The sequence below is a fragment of the Staphylococcus lutrae genome (assembly GCF_002101335.1).
Classification (GTDB): Bacteria; Bacillota; Bacilli; order Staphylococcales; family Staphylococcaceae; genus Staphylococcus; species Staphylococcus lutrae.
This window is the reverse complement of sequence record NZ_CP020773.1, coordinates 1,361,386-1,381,832: the sequence shown is the minus strand read 5'-3', so window position 1 is coordinate 1,381,832 and position 20,447 is coordinate 1,361,386. Positions and strand designations below refer to the sequence as shown.

Below are 20,447 nucleotides of genomic sequence, written 5' to 3'. Positions count from 1 at the left end.
CTGTTAACAGCTTTCTTTTCAAACCCTGTATCTAGAACTGCTATTTTAGTCTTTTCATGCTTGCAATTATAGTTCAAATATATGAATACAGATGATAAAATTAGTATTATTAATATTAAATAAACTTTAATCAATTTCATCGCTTACATCAAACAAGAGATTGCTATATTTTTTGGAGTAACTTATATATGTCTGCTTATTTATAAAATATAGCCACAGCCCCCTATCATCATACAAATGATACAATATGCCTCTTTCACTATCCATGAAATATATATCTAAGTAATTATCTTTTTGATTAATCGTCGGGAACAAACCTTTAAAATCTTGATTGCAAATCGCTCTCGCTAATTTTTTATAATTTAAATCCTTCAAACTCTTATTTTTATAAGAAAATACATAACACTGGATACCTTCATCGTTAATATATTCTTTAAAATTTGGCGTTTCGTCATTATTGAAGTAACTAAACTTTTCTTTGAACCTAGTTTTTTTAAATGAATCCCCATATAAATAATATACTAGAACTATATCGATAGTCTTACTTTGTTGAAATAAATCTTGTAAAATTTGAATTGAATTGCTATAAATCCTTGTAAAATAATTTTTGTTAAAGCTTTTTCCATCATCTGAAAAAGGATATTCACCTTCACTTAAATCTAAATGAATTGCATTTGTCAATAGCGGTTTGAAAATGTTGTTTTATGGCGGTTTGAAAATGTCGTTTTTTGGCGGTTTAAGAATGACGTATGTTTAAACTTTTTTCACTTTTATAGTCTTTAAGTCGGTATGAATCGCCTGTAATTTTAAATATTTTTGAATGGTGAATAAGTCTATCAATAATGGCTGCTGACGCTATCTTGTTACTAAATGAGTCTCCCCAACTAGAAAATGGGATATTCGTCGTTATGATTGTGGATTTCATTTCATACCTGAGTGACATCAATTGATAGAAGAGGTCTGCCTGTTCTTTTGAGATGGGGGTATAGCCTATTTCATCAATGATAAGCAGTTCAATTCTGTTTAATTGTTTTAAAGTTTTATTGGTGATTCCTTTCTCCTCTGAAGTGGTTAAGAGTTCAATTAACTCTTTAAAAGTATAGAATCGAGTTTTGATATTTTGTTTACAGGCTTCTACGCCTAGCGATATTGCTAGATGTGTCTTACCGACACCACTATTACCTAAGAAGCATATATTGATATTCTTCTCTAGAAAATGCATGGATTTTAATGTGAGTATTTCTTGTTTATTAATGCTTGGTTGAAACGTGAAATCAAAGTCACTTAAATATTTAACCTTAGGGAAACGTGCTAACTTAATAGCGCGTTTAAATTTTTGTTCAGCTTGATATTCTACTTCCTTTTCTGTCAACTCAAGTAAAATTTCAGTTAAAGATTTTTGATTCTTGGATAGTGATTCTAAATACTTCGGATAATAGTCTTTAATCATTTTTAGATTGAGCAGTTGAAAATTTTCTAATAGCTTTTGATGGTCTGTATACATATCTGTTCTCCTACACCTCGTCATATTTTAATAATGAATCTTCGATATAAGTAAGAATTTCTTGATCGTCTTTGTGCTTGAATGCATCAGACTTCAATATCTCACACATATCTTCGGTAACATAATTGAATTTCTTTTCCGATAAATGATGGGTTCTAATTAACTCGGCATCAAAGTAGATGGATAATTCGTCAGTCAATTCATTAAAGATTAATTGAACCTCCTCTCCAATAAACTTTGTAGGTACTGAATATTTACCTTTTCTAAAATTAACCATCGACTCTTTAGAAACGATTCGAATGCATTCATCTTCGACATAGGTGTCTAGTAACTGCACATTAAACGGGTTCAATAGATGTTTTTCTTCAGAATTGAATAAATCAATTGGATAGCAGTCAGTTGCTTGCGATATTTCGTTATGGTTCATTTCATGACAAAAGTGATTGACAAGACTGATAAGTTCAACAGCGTCATAAAATTCGTAATCGTAGGGCCTTAAACGTTGTTCCACAAATTTAGCTAAAGATTCCACAGAGCCCTTGGTTTGCGGCCTATAAGGCCTACACGCGATGGGTTCAAAGTTTGCATCTTTACTAAATTGATGAAAAAGGGCGTTAAATACCACTTTTCTATATTGTGTTCTAGGACGATCAACGACCGTTTTCATATTATCGAACCATATCTCCTTAGGAACACCTCCAGTGTACTCAAAAGATTCTTTCAAACATTGAAATAATGTATCTTGTTTTCTATCCCAAGTTAATGTGATATACTTCATTTTTGAATAGTGTAGAACGTAAAGAAAGATATTAAATTGATAACGTTTCCCAAATTTATCATGCATGACCATATCTTCTTTCCAGTCTACTTGAGCAGCTATACCGGGTCGTGCTTCTACCCGTATAGTTGCTTTTTTAATTTCCTTTCCTTTTTTATTCTTACAATATTCTCTTAGAATCGTATATTTGCCTTCATACCCTTTTTTAGTAATATATTTATAAATCGCCATAGCCGTACAACCTAGCTCTAATTTTTCGTCTATGAGCGTTTTATAGGGTTCTAATTTTGATACTCTCTTTGTCGTTTTTCTTGTTTTTAATTTTTTCAACTCATTGCCTTTCCCAGCCTCATAATATTTTTTTACTGTCCTTGGATCGCAATGATATTGTCTAGCCAGCTCAGCGTAATTTGGTTTTATGCCTTTCATAATGTAAAATGACACTCCTTCGTATATATCATGTCTCAATCAAACAACCTCCATTCAAAGATTGAGTTGAATCGTCTACACTTAATTGGACAAATTCTATGAGAATAGATATTGTTAAATTAAGAAAGTAGGCGATTATATTATGACAAGAGAAAGAAGAACATTTAGTTCAGAGTTTAAGTTACAAATGGTTAGATTATATGAAAATGGTAAACCTAGGAATGAAATTGTACGCGAGTATGATTTAACACCTTCGGCATTAGGAAAATGGATAAAACAACATCAAAACACCGGTTCATTTCATCATCAAGATAACTTATCAGATGATGAAAAAGAGCTGATTAAATTACGCAAAGAAGTTCAACATTTAAAAATGGAGAATGATATTTTAAAGCAAGCAGCGCTGATCATGGGACGAAAATAGAAATCATTCAAAAGAATGCGCATCAATATTCAGTATCAGCAATGTGTAAAGTCCTGAAAATACCAAGAAGCACTTACTATGAATCAATAAAAAGAAATACTCAAAGCCAAAAAGATGATGATTTAGAATTAGAAAAAATTATTATAGATACGTTTAATTCGAATAGAAAAAGCTTTGGTACAAGACGAATTAAGAATAAATTAAACGACAAAGGTCTCACTGTATCCAGACGAAAGATTGGTCGTATCATGAAAAAATATAATCTAGTTTCTGTTTATACGAAAGCTAAATATAAAAATCATCCAAAAGAAACAAATGAAAAACTAATTAAAAATCATTTAAATCGCACTTTTAATAGAGAACAACCAATGGATGCATTGGTAAGTGATTTAACCTATGTAAAAGTAGCAGATAGATGGCATTATATATGTTTATTTATTGATCTCTTCAATAGAGAAATTGTTGGTTACAGTGCAGGTAAAAATAAGGATGCAAATTTAGTGGTGAAAGCAATTAGTAAAATTAATCATAACCTAAAACAAATCGCACTATTTCATACAGATAGAGGTAAAGAATTTGATAACAAATTGATAGATGAAGTATTAAAGACTTTTGAAATCGAACGTTCATTAAGTACTAAAGGTTGTCCTTATGATAACGCAGTTGCAGAAGCAACGATGAAAGCACTAAAAACCGAATTTGTAAAACAGATGAAATTTGAAAACCTAGAACAGTTAGAGACAGAATTATTTGATTATGTAAATTGGTACAACAATTTTAGACCACATTCTTCATTACAGTATTTAACACCAGTGGCGTTTAAAGATCTACACATGAAAAGTGTCTAGGAAACTGTTGACATTCCAATATGAAAATCAAATGTAGTAAATAAGAAATATGCCAATAAAAACATTAGTGCAATACGTTTTACTCTCATGGTCTCACCACCTTTTAAAGACTAAAAACATAGTACTGTTTGACTCTCTCACGCATGCGGGCGCTGTTAATTTACTATTGCTTTAAGCTATCCAATACCTGTTCAATGTCTCGTCTGTCATAAATCCAGCTTTTACCTTTCCTAAATTTTTTGAGTCCTGCTTTCTCCCATTTGGTAATGTCCTTGTGGGTACAACGGTATTCCTCCATTACTTCTTTTTGATTAAGGTACCGTTTTCGATTCTGTCTTACTCTCTCTAATGCCACCGCTTCTACAATCCTCACAATTTCGGTTACAAGGTGCTGGCTGGCTTCATTGCTTAGTAGTTGTGGCATGGTCGTTCACTTCCTTTACTACTAGCAAATCGTTGGGGGTAACATTTAGAAAATGACATATTTTCATGATAGTAATAGTGTCGGGGTTTTTTGTCGTTTCTTTATATAACCCGTACAGAGTATTTCTCGAAATACCAGTGGCATCATGAACATCAGCAATTTTCAACTTTTTCTTTGCGATGATAATTCTGAAATTGTTTTTCATAACAATCCTCCTAAACACTTATTTTAGTTACTACACTAACTATTGATAGAGTACGCTAATATTTTAAACTTGTCAATATATTGAAATATTTTAGCGACAATTGTTATATTGTGTTATAGTATATACACAATCAAAAGATAAGGTGGTTTTTTTATGATACAAAGTAATTTAGCAATTCTAATGGCTGAAAGAGGCTTGAAAATTGCAGACTTATACGAAGAAACGGGGATTTCCAAAACTACTTTAATGTCTCTTTCTGAAAACACGGGGAAAGGCGTCCAATTTGATACAATTGACAAACTATGCAATTACTTAGGTGTAACACCCGCAGATTTTTTCGATTACGCCCCTTATATTATTGATTTAAAAGATTCGACAATTACTTATAATGATGAAATTCCGGATATAGCACTAACCGTAAAAAAACAGTTTTATGAACGAACTTTTTATATTTCTACGTATATATTTGATAAAAAAACGTCCTTTCCTTTCCCTATTGATGTAGATAAATTAGACTTTACTGTCAACGTAGTGCTAGGAGAATCAGATGCATATGAAAATGATGAGTTTTTAACATTCTTATCATCACTTTCAATTAGTTTTAAAACAAAAATAATTAATGAAATCTATAAAAAAACGATTGCTAATTTAAAAAACGTAATTGGACAAAAAATAAAACATAATGAATATCCACTAACCGAAAATAGTGATTTATTAATACATCTATTTGAAAAGACAGAATTTGAAATGATGAAAAAAGTGAAACTAAGTGAGGTTAAATAACATTATTAATCATCACGCCACGAGGTAGCCATTCCTTAACGGCGTGTCAATCCAATCTCACGCATGCGGGCATGATGAAAGGATTGAAATACATGATTAAGAAATACAAAAAGAAAGACGGTACAACAGCCTATATGTTTGTGGCTTATTTAGGTACCGACCCTATTACAGGTAAACAGAAGCGGACAACTAGACGAGGGTTTAAGACTGAAAGAGATGCGAAGATTGCTGAGGCACGATTACAAACGGAAGTTGATAAAAATGGTTTTTTAAACAACGATATAACAACGTTTGAAGAGGTTTATAAACTATGGCTTGAACAGTACGAAAATACTGTAAGAGAAAGCACATATCAGCGAGTGTTAACACTATTTGATACTGCTATACTAGAACATTTTAAAGATGTTCCAGTTAAAAAAATCACAGTGCCATACTGTCAAAAGGTCATCAATAAGTGGAATAAACAATATTCTGATATGAAAGCAGTTCGTATATATGCGTCTAACGTATTAAATTACGCTGTTAACCTTAAAATCATCGCTGATAACCCTTTTAATTATACAAAGGCACCACGTAAGAAAGAAGCACCAAAAGACCCATCATTGAAATACTATTCAAGTGATGAGTTAAAACAGTTTTTAAGTTTTGTCGAGGATAACCCTTTATATTTTGCAATGTTCCGTACATTAGCATTCACGGGTTTTAGACGTGGAGAGTTAATGGCTTTAACATGGAATGATATTGATTTTAATAAACAAACAATCACTGTAAATAAAACATATGCACGAGGGTTAAACTATAAACTCGTTATACAAGAGCCAAAGACGAAATCATCACTTAGAACAATCAGCATAGACGACAAAACCGCTTCGATATTAAAGACATGGAGAATACACCAACGTGTTGAATCCCTTAAATATGGACATAATACATCAGATAAACACCATCCTGTATTTACTGATGTGACGAATAATAAGCCACTATATCCCGAACATACTAATAAAGTATTAAATGATGTGTGTGATAAGCATCATTTCAAACGTATCAAAGTACATGGCTTTAGACATACTCATTGTTCACTTTTATTTGAAGCGGGTCTATCTATCCAAGAAGTACAAGACAGATTAGGACACGGCGACATCAAAACCACTATGGATATTTATGCTCACGTCACTGAAAAACAGCGTGACCAAGTGGCTGAAAAGTTCGCAAATTATATCAATTTTTAGCATTAACGTATTCAAAACGTATTCAACGCAAAATAAAAAAGGCTAGAAACCGCATAATAACGGTAATTCTAGCCTATCATTTATACTATGTTATTATTCCCACTCGATCGTACTTGGGGGCTTTGATGTGATGTCATATACGACGCGATTGACGTGATCGACTTCGTTGACGATACGTGTAGAGATTTTTTGTAATACTTCCCAGTCAATGCGGGCAAAATCACTTGTCATCCCGTCAATAGATGTAACTGCACGAATACCGACTGTGTAGTCATACGTTCGATAGTCACCCATAACACCTACAGATCGGATGTCAGGTAATACTGTGAAATACTGCCAAATCTCACGTTCTAAACCTTCTTCACGAATGACTTCGCGTAAAATGGCATCTGATTCACGTACGATTTCTAGTTTATCCTCTGTGATTTCACCCAATACACGGATGCCTAATCCCGGACCCGGGAAAGGTTGTCTCCATACTAAATGTTCGGGGATTCCCAGTTCAATGCCGAGCGCACGGACTTCATCTTTAAACAATGTATTGATCGGCTCGATTAATTCGAACGCCATATCTTCTGGTAATCCCCCTACATTGTGATGTGATTTGATGGTTTGGGCTGTCTTTGTTCCTGATTCAATTACATCCGTGTATAACGTCCCTTGTGCTAAGAAATCTACACCTTCTAATTTTGAAGCTTCATCATCGAAAACATAAACAAATTCGTTACCGATGATTTTACGTTTCTTCTCTGGATCTGAAACGCCTTCTAGTTTCGACATAAAACGGTCTTTCGCATTGACACGAATAATGTTCATGTTAAAACCTTCACCAAACTGTTCCATGACCATGTCGCCTTCACCTTTACGTAACAAGCCGTGATCAACAAAGATACATGTCAATTGATCCCCAATCGCCTTGTGTATTAAAACTGCGACTACAGACGAGTCGACTCCACCACTCATGGCGCAAAGGACTTTACGATTACCGACTTTTTCACGGATTTTTTGTACTTCGATGTCAATAAAGTTTTCCATTGTCCATTCACCAGTACAGTTACAAACACGGCGTACAAAATTACGTAACAAATCATTGCCGAACTCTGTATGGCGTACTTCTGGGTGGAACTGTACCCCGTATATCCGACGTGCTTTATCCTCAATTGCAGCATATTGTGTACTTGGACTATCTGCAATCACTTCGAACCCTTCCGGAATTTCAATCACTTTATCGGAATGACTCATCCATACCGTTTGCACTTCAGGTAAACCAAAGAAAAGGTCATCTGACTTCGCATTGATTGTCGCTTTCCCATACTCACGTTGGTTCGCGCGTTCTACCTTGCCACCGAGCAATTTTGTCGTCAGTTGCATACCATAACAAATTCCCAACACAGGGATACCTAAGTTATAAATTTCTGGGTCAATGGTAAAGGCATCTTCCGCATATACAGAGTTTGGCCCTCCTGATAAAATGATCCCTTTCGGATTCATCTTTTTAATTTCTGCTATTGAAATCTCGTGGTCATGTAATTCACTGTATACACCCATTTCACGAATGCGACGCGTAATTAACTGATTATATTGACTTCCAAAGTCTAGGACAAGAATGAGCTCTTGTTCTTTTGCCATTTCCATACGATTTGTACTCCTTTTCCAGTTTAGAATGAGTAATTAGGTGATTCTTTAGTAATTTGAACATCATGAGGGTGACTTTCTGCTAAGCCTGCTGCACTCATTTTTGTGAATTGTGCTTCTTCCCGCAATGTTTTTAAGTCTGGTGAACCTGTGTAGCCCATACCACTCTTCACACCACCGATTAATTGATAGATTGTATCTTGTAATGGGCCTTTATAGTCGATACGTCCTTCAACACCTTCTGGCACGTATTTCTTCGGTGTTTTGTCTTCTTGGAAATAGCGATCATTCGAACCACTCGCCATTGCACCTAATGAGCCCATACCACGGTAAACTTTATATTGACGCCCTTGGAACATTTCTACTTGACCCGGACTCTCTTCTGTACCTGCAAGCAAGCTACCGAGCATCACCGCGTGGCCTCCTGCAGCTAACGCTTTCACGATATCACCTGAGAATTTAATTCCTCCATCAGCGATAATCGTTTTACCGTGACGTCGCGCTTCTGTTGCACAATCATAAATTGCAGTAATTTGAGGCACACCTACTCCCGCAACAACACGTGTCGTACAAATTGAACCTGGACCAATTCCTACTTTTACGACATCTGCACCGGCTTCAAACAAAGCTTTTGTCGCTGCTGCTGTTGCCACATTACCAGCAATCAATGTAATCTCTGGGTATTTTTCTTTTATCGCTGTCACTTGATTGATTACGCCACGTGAATGACCATGTGCCGTATCAATGACTAATGCGTCAACACCAGCCTCTACTAGTTTTTCTGCACGTATATCCGTGTCTTTTGCAATACCGATCGCTGCTGCGACAAGAAGACGGCCATGTTCATCTTTTGCAGAGTATGGATACTCGTGTACCTTTTCAATATCTTTAATTGTAATCAATCCTTGTAGCACACCATCTTCAACAAGCGGTAACTTTTCAATTTTGTGATCTTGAAGGATTTTCTCCGCTTCTTGTAACGTTGTCCCTACTGGAGCTGTAATTAAATCTTCTTTCGTCATGACATCAGAAATTTTAATTGAAAAGTCCTCAATAAATCTCAAGTCACGATTTGTTAGGATCCCTACAAGTTTACGTGATGTTGGATTGTCGACAATCGGCACACCTGAAATACGGTATTTCCCCATTAATGCTTCTGCTTCATACACACTTTCTTCTGGTGTTAAGAAAAACGGGTCTGTGATGACACCATTCTCAGAACGTTTCACCTTTTGGACTTCATCCGCTTGCTCCTCAACACCCATATTTTTATGAATGACACCTAGACCTCCTTGTCTTGCCATAGCAATCGCCATTTTAGACTCCGTCACAGTGTCCATACCTGCTGATACAATAGGGATATTCAATTTAATTTTATCCGAGAGTTCTACACTTAAGTCGACTTCTTTGGGTAACACATTTGATTCTGCTGGAATGAGTAATACATCATCAAAAGTGAGTGCCTCTTTTACAAACTTGTTTTCCCACATCATTATTGACAGCCTCCATTCATTTTATACCTATTATTTCACATTTTCTTTGTTTTGTTGATAGTTTATACCATTGAAAAATAAATTCAAGATAATTGCTGATATCGTTCCTAAAACAATACCATTCTGTGTAAGCCAAGCAAATTGGTCACCTAATGCTTTGAATGCTTCTGGTACCGCAGTGATACCTGCACCTAATCCCACTGAAATGGCGATAATTAATAAATTGTTTTGGTTCTTGAAATTAATATCATTTAAGATGCGCACGCCATAAGCCATGACCATACCAAACATTGCAAGCATCGCACCACCGAGGACTGAGAACGGGATAATGTTCGCCAATGCCCCCAATTTTGGGATACAACCACAAATGATTAATAAAATGACCATCCCGTAAATCACATCGTTCTTTTTAACACCTGATAATGAAACAAGCCCTACGTTTTGAGAGTAAGCCGTATAAGGGAAAGCATTGAAAATAGAGCCCAATGTAATCGCTATTCCTTCTGCCATATAACCTTTTCTAAAATCTTTACGTTCGAGTTTTTTTCCAGTAATCGTGCTTAATGCGTGATACACGCCTGTCGACTCAATTAAACTCACCAACGCAACAATGAAAAATACAATGGTTGCACCGAAATCAAAAGCAAATCCTGTAAATCTAAATGGTTTTGGAAGTTCAAACCAATGGGCATGTCCAACCTGTGTCACATCAACAACACCAAAGAGACTGGCTAAAATCGTTCCCAAGATTAATCCCATTAAAATTGCGATAGACTTCAAAAATCCACGCGCAAAACGTTGAAGTATTAAAATAATGACTAATGTCGCGAACCCTAGCAAAATATGTTTAGGATTACCATAATCTTTAGCCCCTTGTCCCCCTGCAAGATAATTCATTGCGACAGGCATTAACGTGAGACCGATAATCGTTACAACACTGCCCGTCACCACTGGCGGGAAAAGCTTTACTAATGTTGCAAAAAATGGCGCAATAAGAATGACCAGTAGCCCTGATAAAAAGAGAGAACCGTAGAGCACATCGATTCCTTTCGATTGACCGATTAAAATCATCGGTGCTACCGCAGTAAACGTACATCCTAAGACAACTGGTAAGCCAATTCCAATCCCTCGATAAACTTGAAGAAATGTAGCCACACCACACATAAAAATATCCACTGTCACTAAATAAGCAATCTGTTCAGCCGTGAAGTTCAAACTTGTTCCTACAATAATAGGGACTAAAATAGCACCCGCGTACATGGCGAGCAAGTGTTGCAAACTCAATAAAAATCGTTTCATGATTCAGATTCTCCTAATAACGTGACTTGGTTATTGGCTAATGACGCCACTTGGCATAGTGATAAAACATTCAAACCTGCATTTTCTAAACGCATACGCCCGGGCTGAAAACTTTTTTCTACTAAAATCCCCACACCGACTGTTGTCGCACCCGCTTGTCCAACAAGACGATGCAAGCCTAATGCAGCTTCTCCATTTGCTAAAAAATCATCAATAATTAAAACTCTATCTTCAGACGACAAAAAAGCTTCAGAAATGATGATGGTATTCGTTTTATTTTTAGTAAACGAATGCACATCCGTTTGGTAGTAGCCGGTATTTAAAGTGCTGGGTTTTGCTTTTTTAGCAAATAGACAAGGCACATCCAAACGATAGGCTGCCATAATGGCTGGTGCGATACCAGATGCCTCTATGGTTAAAACTTTTGTTATTTCTTGATCAACAAATTGCTCATAAAACGTTTGCCCGATGTCATACATCAATTTTGCATCAATTTGATGATTTAAGAATCCATCGACTTTAAGGATTTTTTCATCAATCACAACGCCATCTTCAATGACCTTTCTTCTCAGTGCGTCCACACCTATTCCTCCTTGAAAAAGATATCAAAAAAACCCAAAACTAAAGAATACTGTTTCAGGTATACGAGTAATAGTCATACAATTGTATAGTGGCACTATGTTACGTCTTAAGGCCTAATCCGGAAACACAGTCATTTCAGTCGTGTCATTATAGGCGTAGATGCAGCATGTTACATATTACATAGATGTCCCATTACTCATAGTCATGTCGTTTAAGGCAACATGGTAGAAACTTCTAAAGCCATATTCTTCAGATTATATGAGCGTGATAAATTATTTAATGATAATAGCAAATTTACTGTCCTTTCGCAATACTATCATATGAAATCTGTTGTTTTCAGAAATTTATGGTAATTTGTTGCATGAACAATCCATACACGTCATAATGATAATGTAATCGTTTAACTAACCATTAATACGGGTATGTGTCACATAACAAATAGATTGGAGGCTCACAGATTATGGCATTATATCAAATCGAAAAATACGAAGTGAAGCGCACTGAAGAAGAAGCCATTCAATACGTTGATCAATTGTTAAATGAAGGTATTCCTGAAAATGAGATTTTAATTTTGAGTAAAGACAAACTCAAAACCGATCGCTTTAACCATTCACAAATTCAAAGTAAATCTACAACTGGAACGGTCAGTGATAAGTTTTTGCGCTTTTTCATCGGTGAAGATGCCGAAGAAGCTGCCTTAGCGAAATACGAGTTCTCTGAAGAAGAAAAAGAAGACCTCAAACAAGACATTACTAATAATAAAATTGTTGTAATGGTTCAAAAAGTTAAGTATGACAATAAAGAACTCACTAAATATAACAGTGCCGATCAGCAAAAGCACGACAAGCATGCACCATCTGAGCATATAGGTGATATTGAATAAAGTATCGTATATCTCACATGCATGCCCTACACGCATGATAGTCCTCTCAAACTCTCGTAACCGAACACGTTTGCCTAAGGTTTGACCCATTTTGAACTCGTTTGCTTTAGACTTCTCACCCGACTTGTCGAATCTTAGGCAAAGTTTGATATGAAAAATAAGCGTTATGCTCCCTCTATCTTAATTCCCACCTATTAACCTCTGATAATATGCTATACTATAGCCATTAAGAGAGGTGAAAAGACATGCATTTTGCACATATCCAATCCATCCAAGACCCGTGGTATCTCCCAGCACTAGCGTTTTACATGGATAAACTAGACCCCCTCGTCACAGAAGATGAGTCTGTATTTGAACAATCATTAAAAACCGAAAAGACACAATATGACTTTGTTTTTATCGTAGGTATAGAAAATGATGAAATTGTCACTTTTGCAACCGCTCATTATGAAGCAACAACCAATGTCGGCTTCATTGTATACTTACTTGCACAGCCAGACGAACAATGTGAAAGCCGTCTAAAAAGCATGCTTGAGCAAATAGAAAAAGAAATCAACAAAATTTCCAATCAACGCCATGGTCGTGATGTTAACTTCTTCATGTTCGAATCAACTTTGGAATCACCAGATGTTGATACAGAAACAGCACATAAAATCGCATTTCGTCGCCGTTTCCTAGTTCAAAATGGTTATGAAAGGCAAAACGACATCACGTATCTACAACCCTCGTTAGATCGTAACGGAAAGCCGGTACCTTTAGATCTGTATATTAAAGCAAATATCCCGCTCACAAAAGACATTTACGGAACGAGTATTAAATCCGCATACATTCTAAAATATGTATTTGCGAATCGAATCCCGCGGCGAATTATTTATCCTTTACTCGTTAAAATGAATTTGCGAAAGGAACCTCATGTCTAAGCCCTTGAATTCAGTACTTAAAGTCGTTACAATAGTAGAGAGGTAAGACTGAAGGGGCACTGAGCGCACACTGGCGACAGTCTAAAAATGAGAGAAAGGACCTAAACGACATATGCTAACAAAAGAATTTGCTCAAAAATCTGAGCTGAGTGAAAAACAAGTCCGTAAAATTGTGCAACACCTTGAAGAGCGCGGCTATCATTTAAATAAAACGGAATACCGTGGACGCGAAGCAACTGATTTCAAAGAAGAGGACATTGAGCTCTTCCAAGAAATTGCTGAACGTGTTGCACAAACCAATAGTTATGATCTTGCTTTTGAAGCGCTTGAAAAAGAAAAAGACTTTTTACAAGTCATTGTCAAAACGCATGACCAACAACTCCCTACTGATCAACAAGTTCCGCAATTGATTACGGAATTACGTAACGAAATCAGTCATATGCGTGAAGAGCGTCAAATGTTAGGTCAAATGGTCTCACAAGTGAATCAACAGCAAGAAGCGCTTAAAGCGTTACAACAGCAGTTACATACACAACTAGAGACAAATCGTCAATCTATGGAGGCACTGACAACGGCACAGCAACAACAAACCGAACAGCTTCATAAAACACAAGAAAGTATTGAAACGCAAACAAAAGAACATCAAGATCTTGCTGAAACGATTCAACGTAATGAGAAAAAAGGCTTTTTCCAACGCCTGTTTGGGGGCTAATTTCATAATCCATGACATATCGGTTAAGCGATTGATTGCCTGCACGACATGTACGGACACTGAGGCGTTTATACCGGTCATCATAAACCGACGTCTCCATGTAATAAAACACACAATCATTTGACAAAGCGTGCTAAGATTGATATGAATAGACACGATTGATCATCATTAAAAATTGATAGGCTAGGGGTGCTCGAGGCGAGCTGAGAAAGATGGTATCTTAACTCTTTGAACCTGACGTGGTTAGAACCAACGAAGGGAAGCGCAATATGTTACTGAATGTGTCTCAACGCGAAATCGCGCGTCGCTGACGTTATTTCAATCATATACGTATTCCTCTTGCATCCTTTTATGCAGGAGGTTTTTTTATGAAACATACCATAATCATCGGAGCAGGGGTCATGGGATTGGCCATTGCACGTCAACTCAATACAAAACAACGGCACATCCGTATTATCGACCGCTCTACACCACGAATGAACGCCTCTTATGCTGCGGGAGGCATGCTAGGTGCGCAAAATGAATTTTTCGAAGACTCCCCACTCTATCGACTCGCGATGCAAAGTCGGGCGATGATGCCTGATTTGGCGCGTACGCTTGAACTTGAAACAGGGATTGATATTGAATACCAACAATACGGTCTCATCAAAGTCGCTTCTCGCCCACAAGATGTATCAGCTGTTCAACAACAGTTTGAATTTCTTCACCGACATGACCATACTGTAACGGCATTAACGCCCCAACAATTCATACAACGTTTTCCACAACTTGATCCGTCACAAAGTGCCGCGTTTAAAATTCAAGATGACGGGCAAATCAATGCCAATATTTACACGCAAGCACTCATTGCATCGGTACTTAAACGGGCACATATTGATTTGATGACACATACAGAAGTCGAACGACTCCAACGTCATTCTCAAAGTTATCGCGTCATAACCTCTAAAGGGACATTTGACGCCGATGAGTTGATTATTGCGGCAGGGGCTTGGAGTGGCACGTTATTACAACAATTGGATATCCATTTACCAACGCGTCCCGTCAAAGGTGACGTCAAACTTATCGCTTCTGATTACACAGGTCTTAAGGAAACCATTTTTAATATGAACGGTTGTTATATCGTCCCTAAACGACCGAATCGTTTCTTAATTGGCGCGACTTCAGATTATGATTGTTGGGATACAGAAAGCAATGCAGACAACCTGTCTTGGCTCGATCGAGAAAGTGTACGTATGATTCCTCAACTTCAATCTCATCGTATCATTAAAACTTGGACAGGTATTCGCCCTATCACCGAAAATGAGGTACCTATAATGGGAGAAATCGCCCCCCGATTATTTGTAGCCACAGGTCATTATCGCAATGGTATCTTACTTTCTCCAATTGCAGGCATACTGATGGCGCAACTGATTGAAGGGGATGATAAAGCTAGAACACAACTCAACTCATTTTCTCCAAAATTGACATATCAATAAAATTACCCTTGATTTTATGCTTCCTACCCATTATCCTATTATAGAAGTCGGAATTAAAAAGGAAGCGTATTTATGTCTATATTTTTTATTATCATTAATTTAATTATTTTCGTAATCGCATTGATCGGACTTTGGGTCATGGCGAAAAAACATGTTAAATTCCCCAAGCGTGTGTTTATCGCACTCGGCTTAGGGATTGTTTTAGGGCTCTTACTCCATTTGATTTATGGCGTAGATGGTCAAGTCACTAAACAAACGACTGAATGGGTAGGTCTCATTGGTAACGGGTACATTTCATTGTTACAAATGATTGTCATCCCGCTCATTTTTATTTCTATTGTTGCAGCATTTGCAAAGATTGATATTAGCGCCAGTTTTGCTAAAATGGGGAGCTTCATTTTTATGTTCCTTATCGGTACGGTGACGATTGCCGCAATTGTCGGTATTATTTATGCCATTGCCTTTAATCTTGATGCCTCTAGTATCGATTTGGGACAAGCGGAAAATGCGCGTAGTGCCGAGCTCGCTGATAAAGCGAAAGACCTCACTGCGACAACGTTGCCATCACAAATTTCAGCACTGTTACCGGCAAATCCATTTCTAGATTTTACTGGGGCGCGTGCAACTTCTACAATCGCCGTTGTCATTTTTGCAGCATTCGTCGGTTTTGCATTCTTGCGTGTTGCACGTAAACAACCTGAAAAAGGTCAAACTTTAAAACGTGGCATCGATGCCATTGATGCCCTTGTCATGGCCATCGTAACCTTTGTGTTACGCTTGACGCCGTATGGTATTTTAGCCATTATGATTAATACGATTGCAACCAGTGATTTCGCTGCCATTTGGACACTAGGTAAATTTGTCATTGCATCTTATGCTGCGCTCATCACAATGTATATCATCCACTTAATCATATTGGCAGTCATCGGAGTCAATCCGATTCAATATGTGAAGAAAACAGCCGAAGTGATTTTATTCGCATTCACATCGCGTTCAAGTGCGGGCACCCTCCCATTAAACGTTCAAGCACAAACCAATCGCCTTGGTGTGCCTCAAGCCATTGCTAACTTCTCGGGCTCTTTCGGCTTGTCTATCGGGCAAAATGGTTGTGCCGGAATTTATCCAGCGATGCTTGCTATCATGGTTGCACCGATCGCGGGTGTTGAAGTCAATTTACAATTCATCGCCACAGTCATCATCGTAGTCGTATTAAGCTCATTTGGTGTCGCAGGTGTAGGGGGCGGTGCAACGTTTGCTTCCATCCTCGTATTGTCTGCGTTAAACCTACCTGTAGGTCTTGCAGGGGTCTTAATTTCTGTGGAACCATTGATTGATATGGGTCGGACAGCATTAAATGTGAACGACGCGATTTTGGCAGGAACAGGCACTGCTAAATTAACAAAGCAACTTGACGAAGATATCTTCAATTCAAATGATATGAACGAGTTAACAACACAACATTAAGTTGTACACATCTTATAAAAACCGGCAAACGTCACCAAAGGTTATACACCTCAATGATGTTTGCCGTTTTCTTATGGATTGGAAGATGTCCTTCTTTTCCTTAAATAGCGCTTTTAATTAAGTCGACATGTATGATCTCGTCACATTGTTGCGCCAAGGCTAAGTCATGTGTGGCTATTATCAGCGTACGCGTATCATCCACCATATCAAATAACAACTCCATGACTTTTTGACCATTCGCCTGGTCCAAGGATCCCGTCGGTTCGTCCGCTAAAATCAGTCGCGGCTGTTTGAGTAACAAACGTGCAAGGGCTACCCGCTGTTGCTCTCCTCCACTTAATGTCGCAACTTTGCGCTTTTTATCTATGTCTATCCCCACTTTTTGTAAGCAACTCGATTTCAACTGTCGCCGTTCTGATTTGGATACTTTCTTGAAAGCTAGAGCCATGTCGAGGTTTTGATTGATTGACATCGATTCAACGAGACCATAATTTTGAAAAACATAGCCGAGTACGTGACGATAAAAACGATAATCTGCCTTCAATCGCTGTTGATCGAGTCGTACCTCACCTTGTTGCAATGTTTCAAATCCTGCAATCGTATTCAATAATGTAGATTTCCCCGACCCACTATGACCGACAAAAGCATAAGACTTCCCCGCTTCAAATTTCAAATTCACATTGTCAAAAATCGAACGCTTCCCCTTTTTAATCGTTACATTTTTTAATTCAATCATTCTTTCACTTTCACCTCTTTAGGCCATTTTGAAAGATCTTTAACATACTCAATGGCAAAGACATATTTACCTTTGTGTATCACTTTCAAATGATCAAATTGTGCATCATATCCATTGAAATCAAGGCGATATTTGAGTGGTTCACCCGATTCGTCATACGCTTGAATATTCAAGTGAGATTGTGTTCCTAATGGCACTACAGCATAAGACGTCTCTTTTTTCAAAAATGGATTAAAGTAATCAACATATGGAATGCGCACAAAAGCTAAAAACAAACCACATACAACAACGATAACTGCAATCGTAATCAAACCCTTTTTCTTAAACATTTAAGCCTCCCTGATCAATGCATTAAATTGTTTTTCTAAATAATGAATGTAAGCCCATTGAATGATAAATTGAAAAAGCAAGATCATGCTAAATATCCACACCACATGACTATTTTGCGTCTTTACAAACAAAGCCACACCAATGATTGCGGTAAACAATCCATTCAGGATGATATGCTTTTTATAATTTTGCCAACGTCTAAAGCCAAACATTTTTCTCATGAGCAACCATTGACGATGTTGTTCAAAATAATGTAATACATCTAATAGTGTCACTATGAATAAAACTGCCATGGCGATTGCACTAGAAAAACTATACACTATCCATTTCGTTTGTGCTTCTCGATACATTTTCATAACGCGGTCTTTATAATTGGTTACACCTTGCACATCATTTTTCAAATCAAAACGGTCGATATTACGGACAATATTTTCATAATTTTTAAAAATCAATTCTCCTTGCGATAATGTCGCATAGTAAAAATCATCCGTTAAATCTGTGGCGTCTAACATTAAAATGGCAGGTGATTTCAAATAAGTTGTTGACAACCCTGTATTCACATCAAAGGCATACACTTGATATGGTTTTTTTATTTGTGTCACCTGTACCTTTGTCTCTGATTCTGGATTTGGAAGTTGATAGTTCACCCAATCCTGAAAATCTGCACGTATGACTGAGACTTCATTTTTAGCTTGAGGAGGTAAATACAACTCTATTTGTCCAGGTCGGTCTTCTAAATTCGGTAACTCTCGTAATTGAGACTTAAAAAAATCAACAAAGTTTTGATTGACAAACAGCACATTTCCTTCGTCTGGCGTATAATTTGTTTGACTTGGTTCATACAATACATTTTGATTCATCAATAATGCTTGTTCATGTTGCTCACTATATATAAACATTTGATGATATCGTTTCGCAAATTCCATTTCTTCGTTCATACTACGCCGTATGGGTTTCAAGTCAATTGTGTAATAATCATCTAATTTGCCCCACCATGCTTCTGTTTCTTGAATTTGTTCTAACTTTTTCATTTGATTAAGATTCGGCAAAATGAGCAGTGTGAGTAAAACTAACATACTCAACTTAGAGATATGATTCATCGCACGTAACAGACGATATGGCTTGAGCCCTTTAATCATCAGTGGGATATCTATCCGGATAAGTAAGATACAAGACAGTAATGAACTGATAGATAAAATCATCCAAAATAAAATATCCGCTACGATGAGACGACTTACAAAATATTCGAGTTGACCGTCCAATCCTAACCATTTCAACAATCCTATCGAAAAGAATCCGATACTTATGGCTAATATCAACCATCTGACAATAACTTTTTTAATATTCAGAAATAAGATATTAAAAAAGCGGTAACCGTGTAAACGCATCGTCGCATACGTTTTAAAATTTTGACTTCGATAATGCAAATGATACAACAAATAGATAATGAGTAATGTCACAAATGGAAGCAGTACGCCTCGATTAATGAGCACATCCCCATAGGTCATCCATGATTGTACAGATCCCACCCTCACCTTTAGACCGACACTTTCTAAAGCTGCTTTTAATTGTTCCTTATTAGCAATATCATCCAATATAAAATAATCACCACGTACATCTCGCTGCATCAGTTGATCATGCGTTAAATGATGGTAACTATATGTCGTATTCATCGGCGCAATAGTGTGATGATTGGCTTTCTCATTAAACGCATAAATCGCTTTATCGACTTGATGTTCTTTATGATCGATAACGACTTTAAAAATCGCAATATCTGCGTCTTTCGCAACCTTTTCAAACTTCTCAAAAACTTCTGCTTTCGAATGTTGGTAATTCCAGCTTTCAACTTCAAGCATCACATGACTTCCAGTAAGTATTTCGCTATCCTCTTCGTACAGTTCAAGAATTAAAAATAAGCTTATTAGTGTGAGCATGACCACATCTAATAAGTGTTTCATCCACTTCATGACTCACCTCTATAAATTGGAAACTTAGTATACATTATAATATGCTTCATTACGCCACCACCATCTCTTTTCTGATGATGCCTGTGCTCTAACTCCAGGTTTTCTAAATCCACTAAACGATCTTGTTTTCCCAATTACTGTTGAACTATGGTATCTATAGTTATTACTATAATATGACCATACGTATTTACTTCCTACACCATAACTCCAAGTTCCTCCGTCCGTATAGATAGTTGCTGCACTAACTAAACTAGACGAACCAATACCTATTAACAATAACCCGGCGACTAAAGTACTCAAAATCTTATTTTTCATAATTTCATCCTC

The 20,447-nt window shown here is 36.9% G+C and carries 20 protein-coding genes, 1 pseudogene and 2 riboswitches; of the genes and pseudogenes, 8 read left to right on the top strand and 13 right to left on the bottom strand.

What is annotated here, in order from left to right; genetic code table 11:
* Positions 1-126: 126 nt before the first annotated feature.
* From B5P37_RS06340 to istA, 3 genes are read right to left on the bottom strand one after another with little or no spacing between them, the layout of a single operon-like run.
* The gene (locus B5P37_RS06340) at positions 127-681 is read right to left on the bottom strand and encodes a DUF3885 domain-containing protein (protein WP_244898600.1); all 555 of its coding nucleotides are present in this window, start codon (positions 679-681) and stop codon (positions 127-129) included.
* Between the two features lie 55 nt (positions 682-736).
* Positions 737-1,504, bottom strand: a complete 768-nt coding sequence (istB, locus tag B5P37_RS06335; protein WP_085236837.1) for an IS21-like element helper ATPase IstB — start codon at positions 1,502-1,504, stop codon at positions 737-739.
* 10 nt (positions 1,505-1,514) lie between these two features.
* Positions 1,515-2,711, bottom strand: a complete 1,197-nt coding sequence (gene istA, locus B5P37_RS06330) for an IS21 family transposase (protein WP_240622398.1) — start codon at positions 2,709-2,711, stop codon at positions 1,515-1,517.
* A gap of 142 nt (positions 2,712-2,853) precedes the next feature.
* On the opposite strand from istA, the gene B5P37_RS06325 reads away from it, so the two are divergent.
* Positions 2,854-3,983, top strand: a protein-coding gene (locus B5P37_RS06325) for an IS3 family transposase (RefSeq protein ID WP_103322067.1) whose coding sequence is annotated in 2 segments (ribosomal slippage) — positions 2,854-3,100 and positions 3,100-3,983 — 1,131 coding nt in all. Because the reading frame shifts where the segments join, the coding sequence is not laid out codon by codon here.
* Positions 3,984-4,146: 163 nt separating this feature from the next.
* Here the strand turns inward: B5P37_RS06325 and B5P37_RS06320 are convergent.
* Positions 4,147-4,407 carry a hypothetical protein gene (locus tag B5P37_RS06320; protein ID WP_085237437.1) on the bottom strand — a complete coding sequence of 87 codons (261 nt, stop codon included), beginning with the start codon at positions 4,405-4,407 and terminating at the stop codon, positions 4,147-4,149.
* On the bottom strand, positions 4,385-4,612 hold the full coding sequence (locus tag B5P37_RS06315; RefSeq protein WP_085237436.1) for a helix-turn-helix domain-containing protein: 228 nt from the start codon (positions 4,610-4,612) through the stop codon (positions 4,385-4,387). The genes B5P37_RS06320 and B5P37_RS06315 overlap by 23 nt, the downstream gene beginning before the upstream one ends.
* Before the next feature lie 153 nt (positions 4,613-4,765).
* Here B5P37_RS06315 and B5P37_RS06310 point away from each other — a divergent pair, with 153 nt between their 5' ends.
* A complete protein-coding gene (locus B5P37_RS06310; protein WP_085237435.1) occupies positions 4,766-5,395 on the top strand; it encodes a helix-turn-helix domain-containing protein in 630 nt (209 codons plus the stop codon).
* A 92-nt stretch (positions 5,396-5,487) separates the two neighbouring features.
* Positions 5,488-6,624 carry a site-specific integrase gene (locus B5P37_RS06305; protein ID WP_085237434.1) on the top strand — a complete coding sequence of 379 codons (1,137 nt, stop codon included), beginning with the start codon at positions 5,488-5,490 and terminating at the stop codon, positions 6,622-6,624.
* A gap of 93 nt (positions 6,625-6,717) precedes the next feature.
* Here the strand turns inward: B5P37_RS06305 and guaA are convergent, their stop codons facing one another.
* From guaA to xpt, 4 genes are read right to left on the bottom strand one after another with little or no spacing between them, the layout of a single operon-like run.
* Positions 6,718-8,259: a glutamine-hydrolyzing GMP synthase gene (gene guaA / locus B5P37_RS06300; protein WP_085237433.1), complete on the bottom strand. Its 1,542-nt coding sequence runs from the start codon at positions 8,257-8,259 to the stop codon at positions 6,718-6,720.
* A gap of 23 nt (positions 8,260-8,282) precedes the next feature.
* Complete coding sequence (guaB, locus tag B5P37_RS06295; protein ID WP_085238434.1) at positions 8,283-9,749, bottom strand: IMP dehydrogenase; 1,467 nt, start codon at positions 9,747-9,749, stop codon at positions 8,283-8,285.
* A gap of 33 nt (positions 9,750-9,782) precedes the next feature.
* A complete protein-coding gene (pbuX, locus tag B5P37_RS06290) occupies positions 9,783-11,051 on the bottom strand; it encodes a xanthine permease PbuX (RefSeq protein WP_085237432.1) in 1,269 nt (422 codons plus the stop codon).
* Entirely contained in the window at positions 11,048-11,632 is a 585-nt protein-coding gene (xpt, locus tag B5P37_RS06285) for a xanthine phosphoribosyltransferase (protein ID WP_085237431.1), read from the bottom strand. The genes pbuX and xpt overlap by 4 nt, the downstream gene beginning before the upstream one ends.
* A 180-nt stretch (positions 11,633-11,812) precedes the next feature.
* Positions 11,813-11,915, bottom strand: a riboswitch (purine riboswitch).
* A gap of 178 nt (positions 11,916-12,093) precedes the next feature.
* Here xpt and B5P37_RS06280 point away from each other — a divergent pair.
* The 5 genes and pseudogenes from B5P37_RS06280 (at position 12,094) to B5P37_RS06260 (ending at position 17,087) form a co-directional block, all read left to right on the top strand.
* Entirely contained in the window at positions 12,094-12,516 is a 423-nt protein-coding gene (locus B5P37_RS06280; protein WP_085237430.1) for a general stress protein, read from the top strand.
* A gap of 245 nt (positions 12,517-12,761) precedes the next feature.
* The gene (locus tag B5P37_RS06275; RefSeq protein ID WP_085237429.1) at positions 12,762-13,436 is read left to right on the top strand and encodes a hypothetical protein; all 675 of its coding nucleotides are present in this window, start codon (positions 12,762-12,764) and stop codon (positions 13,434-13,436) included.
* 112 nt (positions 13,437-13,548) lie between these two features.
* A pseudogene (locus B5P37_RS06270) lies at positions 13,549-13,963 on the top strand (DNA-binding protein); the annotation flags it as partial.
* A gap of 360 nt (positions 13,964-14,323) precedes the next feature.
* A riboswitch (TPP riboswitch) is annotated at positions 14,324-14,426 on the top strand.
* Between the two features lie 90 nt (positions 14,427-14,516).
* Positions 14,517-15,623, top strand: coding sequence for a glycine oxidase ThiO (thiO, locus tag B5P37_RS06265; RefSeq protein WP_085237427.1), 1,107 nt, complete (start codon positions 14,517-14,519; stop codon positions 15,621-15,623).
* Positions 15,624-15,695: 72 nt separating this feature from the next.
* Positions 15,696-17,087: an L-cystine transporter gene (locus tag B5P37_RS06260; RefSeq protein WP_085237426.1), complete on the top strand. Its 1,392-nt coding sequence runs from the start codon at positions 15,696-15,698 to the stop codon at positions 17,085-17,087.
* Between the two features lie 100 nt (positions 17,088-17,187).
* On the opposite strand, the gene B5P37_RS06255 is transcribed toward B5P37_RS06260, so the two are convergent.
* From B5P37_RS06255 to B5P37_RS06240, 4 genes are read right to left on the bottom strand one after another with little or no spacing between them, the layout of a single operon-like run.
* Positions 17,188-17,823: an ATP-binding cassette domain-containing protein gene (locus tag B5P37_RS06255; protein WP_085237425.1), complete on the bottom strand. Its 636-nt coding sequence runs from the start codon at positions 17,821-17,823 to the stop codon at positions 17,188-17,190.
* Entirely contained in the window at positions 17,820-18,152 is a 333-nt protein-coding gene (locus tag B5P37_RS06250) for a YxeA family protein (protein ID WP_085237424.1), read from the bottom strand. The genes B5P37_RS06255 and B5P37_RS06250 overlap by 4 nt, the downstream gene beginning before the upstream one ends.
* Entirely contained in the window at positions 18,153-20,120 is a 1,968-nt protein-coding gene (locus tag B5P37_RS06245; protein ID WP_085237423.1) for a DUF1430 domain-containing protein, read from the bottom strand.
* A gap of 24 nt (positions 20,121-20,144) precedes the next feature.
* The gene (locus B5P37_RS06240) at positions 20,145-20,435 is read right to left on the bottom strand and encodes a lactococcin 972 family bacteriocin (protein WP_085237422.1); all 291 of its coding nucleotides are present in this window, start codon (positions 20,433-20,435) and stop codon (positions 20,145-20,147) included.
* Between the last annotated feature and the right edge of the window lie 12 nt (positions 20,436-20,447).

What these genes read in the sequence shown, in the direction of transcription:
- B5P37_RS06255 (WP_085237425.1), bottom strand. Translation starts at nt 17,823, where the DNA reads ATGATTGAATTAAAAAATGTAACGATTAAAAAGGGGAAGCGTTCGATT.
- pbuX (WP_085237432.1), bottom strand. Translation starts at nt 11,051, where the DNA reads ATGAAACGATTTTTATTGAGTTTGCAACACTTGCTCGCCATGTACGCG.
- B5P37_RS06245 (WP_085237423.1), bottom strand. Translation starts at nt 20,120, where the DNA reads ATGAAGTGGATGAAACACTTATTAGATGTGGTCATGCTCACACTAATA.
- B5P37_RS06260 (WP_085237426.1), top strand. Translation starts at nt 15,696, where the DNA reads ATGTCTATATTTTTTATTATCATTAATTTAATTATTTTCGTAATCGCA.
- B5P37_RS06320 (WP_085237437.1), bottom strand. Translation starts at nt 4,407, where the DNA reads ATGCCACAACTACTAAGCAATGAAGCCAGCCAGCACCTTGTAACCGAA.
- B5P37_RS06310 (WP_085237435.1), top strand. Translation starts at nt 4,766, where the DNA reads ATGATACAAAGTAATTTAGCAATTCTAATGGCTGAAAGAGGCTTGAAA.
- B5P37_RS06275 (WP_085237429.1), top strand. Translation starts at nt 12,762, where the DNA reads ATGCATTTTGCACATATCCAATCCATCCAAGACCCGTGGTATCTCCCA.
- B5P37_RS06250 (WP_085237424.1), bottom strand. Translation starts at nt 18,152, where the DNA reads ATGTTTAAGAAAAAGGGTTTGATTACGATTGCAGTTATCGTTGTTGTA.
- thiO (WP_085237427.1), top strand. Translation starts at nt 14,517, where the DNA reads ATGAAACATACCATAATCATCGGAGCAGGGGTCATGGGATTGGCCATT.
- guaA (WP_085237433.1), bottom strand. Translation starts at nt 8,259, where the DNA reads ATGGAAATGGCAAAAGAACAAGAGCTCATTCTTGTCCTAGACTTTGGA.
- B5P37_RS06305 (WP_085237434.1), top strand. Translation starts at nt 5,488, where the DNA reads ATGATTAAGAAATACAAAAAGAAAGACGGTACAACAGCCTATATGTTT.
- B5P37_RS06240 (WP_085237422.1), bottom strand. Translation starts at nt 20,435, where the DNA reads ATGAAAAATAAGATTTTGAGTACTTTAGTCGCCGGGTTATTGTTAATA.
- B5P37_RS06315 (WP_085237436.1), bottom strand. Translation starts at nt 4,612, where the DNA reads ATGAAAAACAATTTCAGAATTATCATCGCAAAGAAAAAGTTGAAAATT.
- istB (WP_085236837.1), bottom strand. Translation starts at nt 1,504, where the DNA reads ATGTATACAGACCATCAAAAGCTATTAGAAAATTTTCAACTGCTCAAT.
- guaB (WP_085238434.1), bottom strand. Translation starts at nt 9,749, where the DNA reads ATGTGGGAAAACAAGTTTGTAAAAGAGGCACTCACTTTTGATGATGTA.
- istA (WP_240622398.1), bottom strand. Translation starts at nt 2,711, where the DNA reads ATGAAAGGCATAAAACCAAATTACGCTGAGCTGGCTAGACAATATCAT.
- B5P37_RS06280 (WP_085237430.1), top strand. Translation starts at nt 12,094, where the DNA reads ATGGCATTATATCAAATCGAAAAATACGAAGTGAAGCGCACTGAAGAA.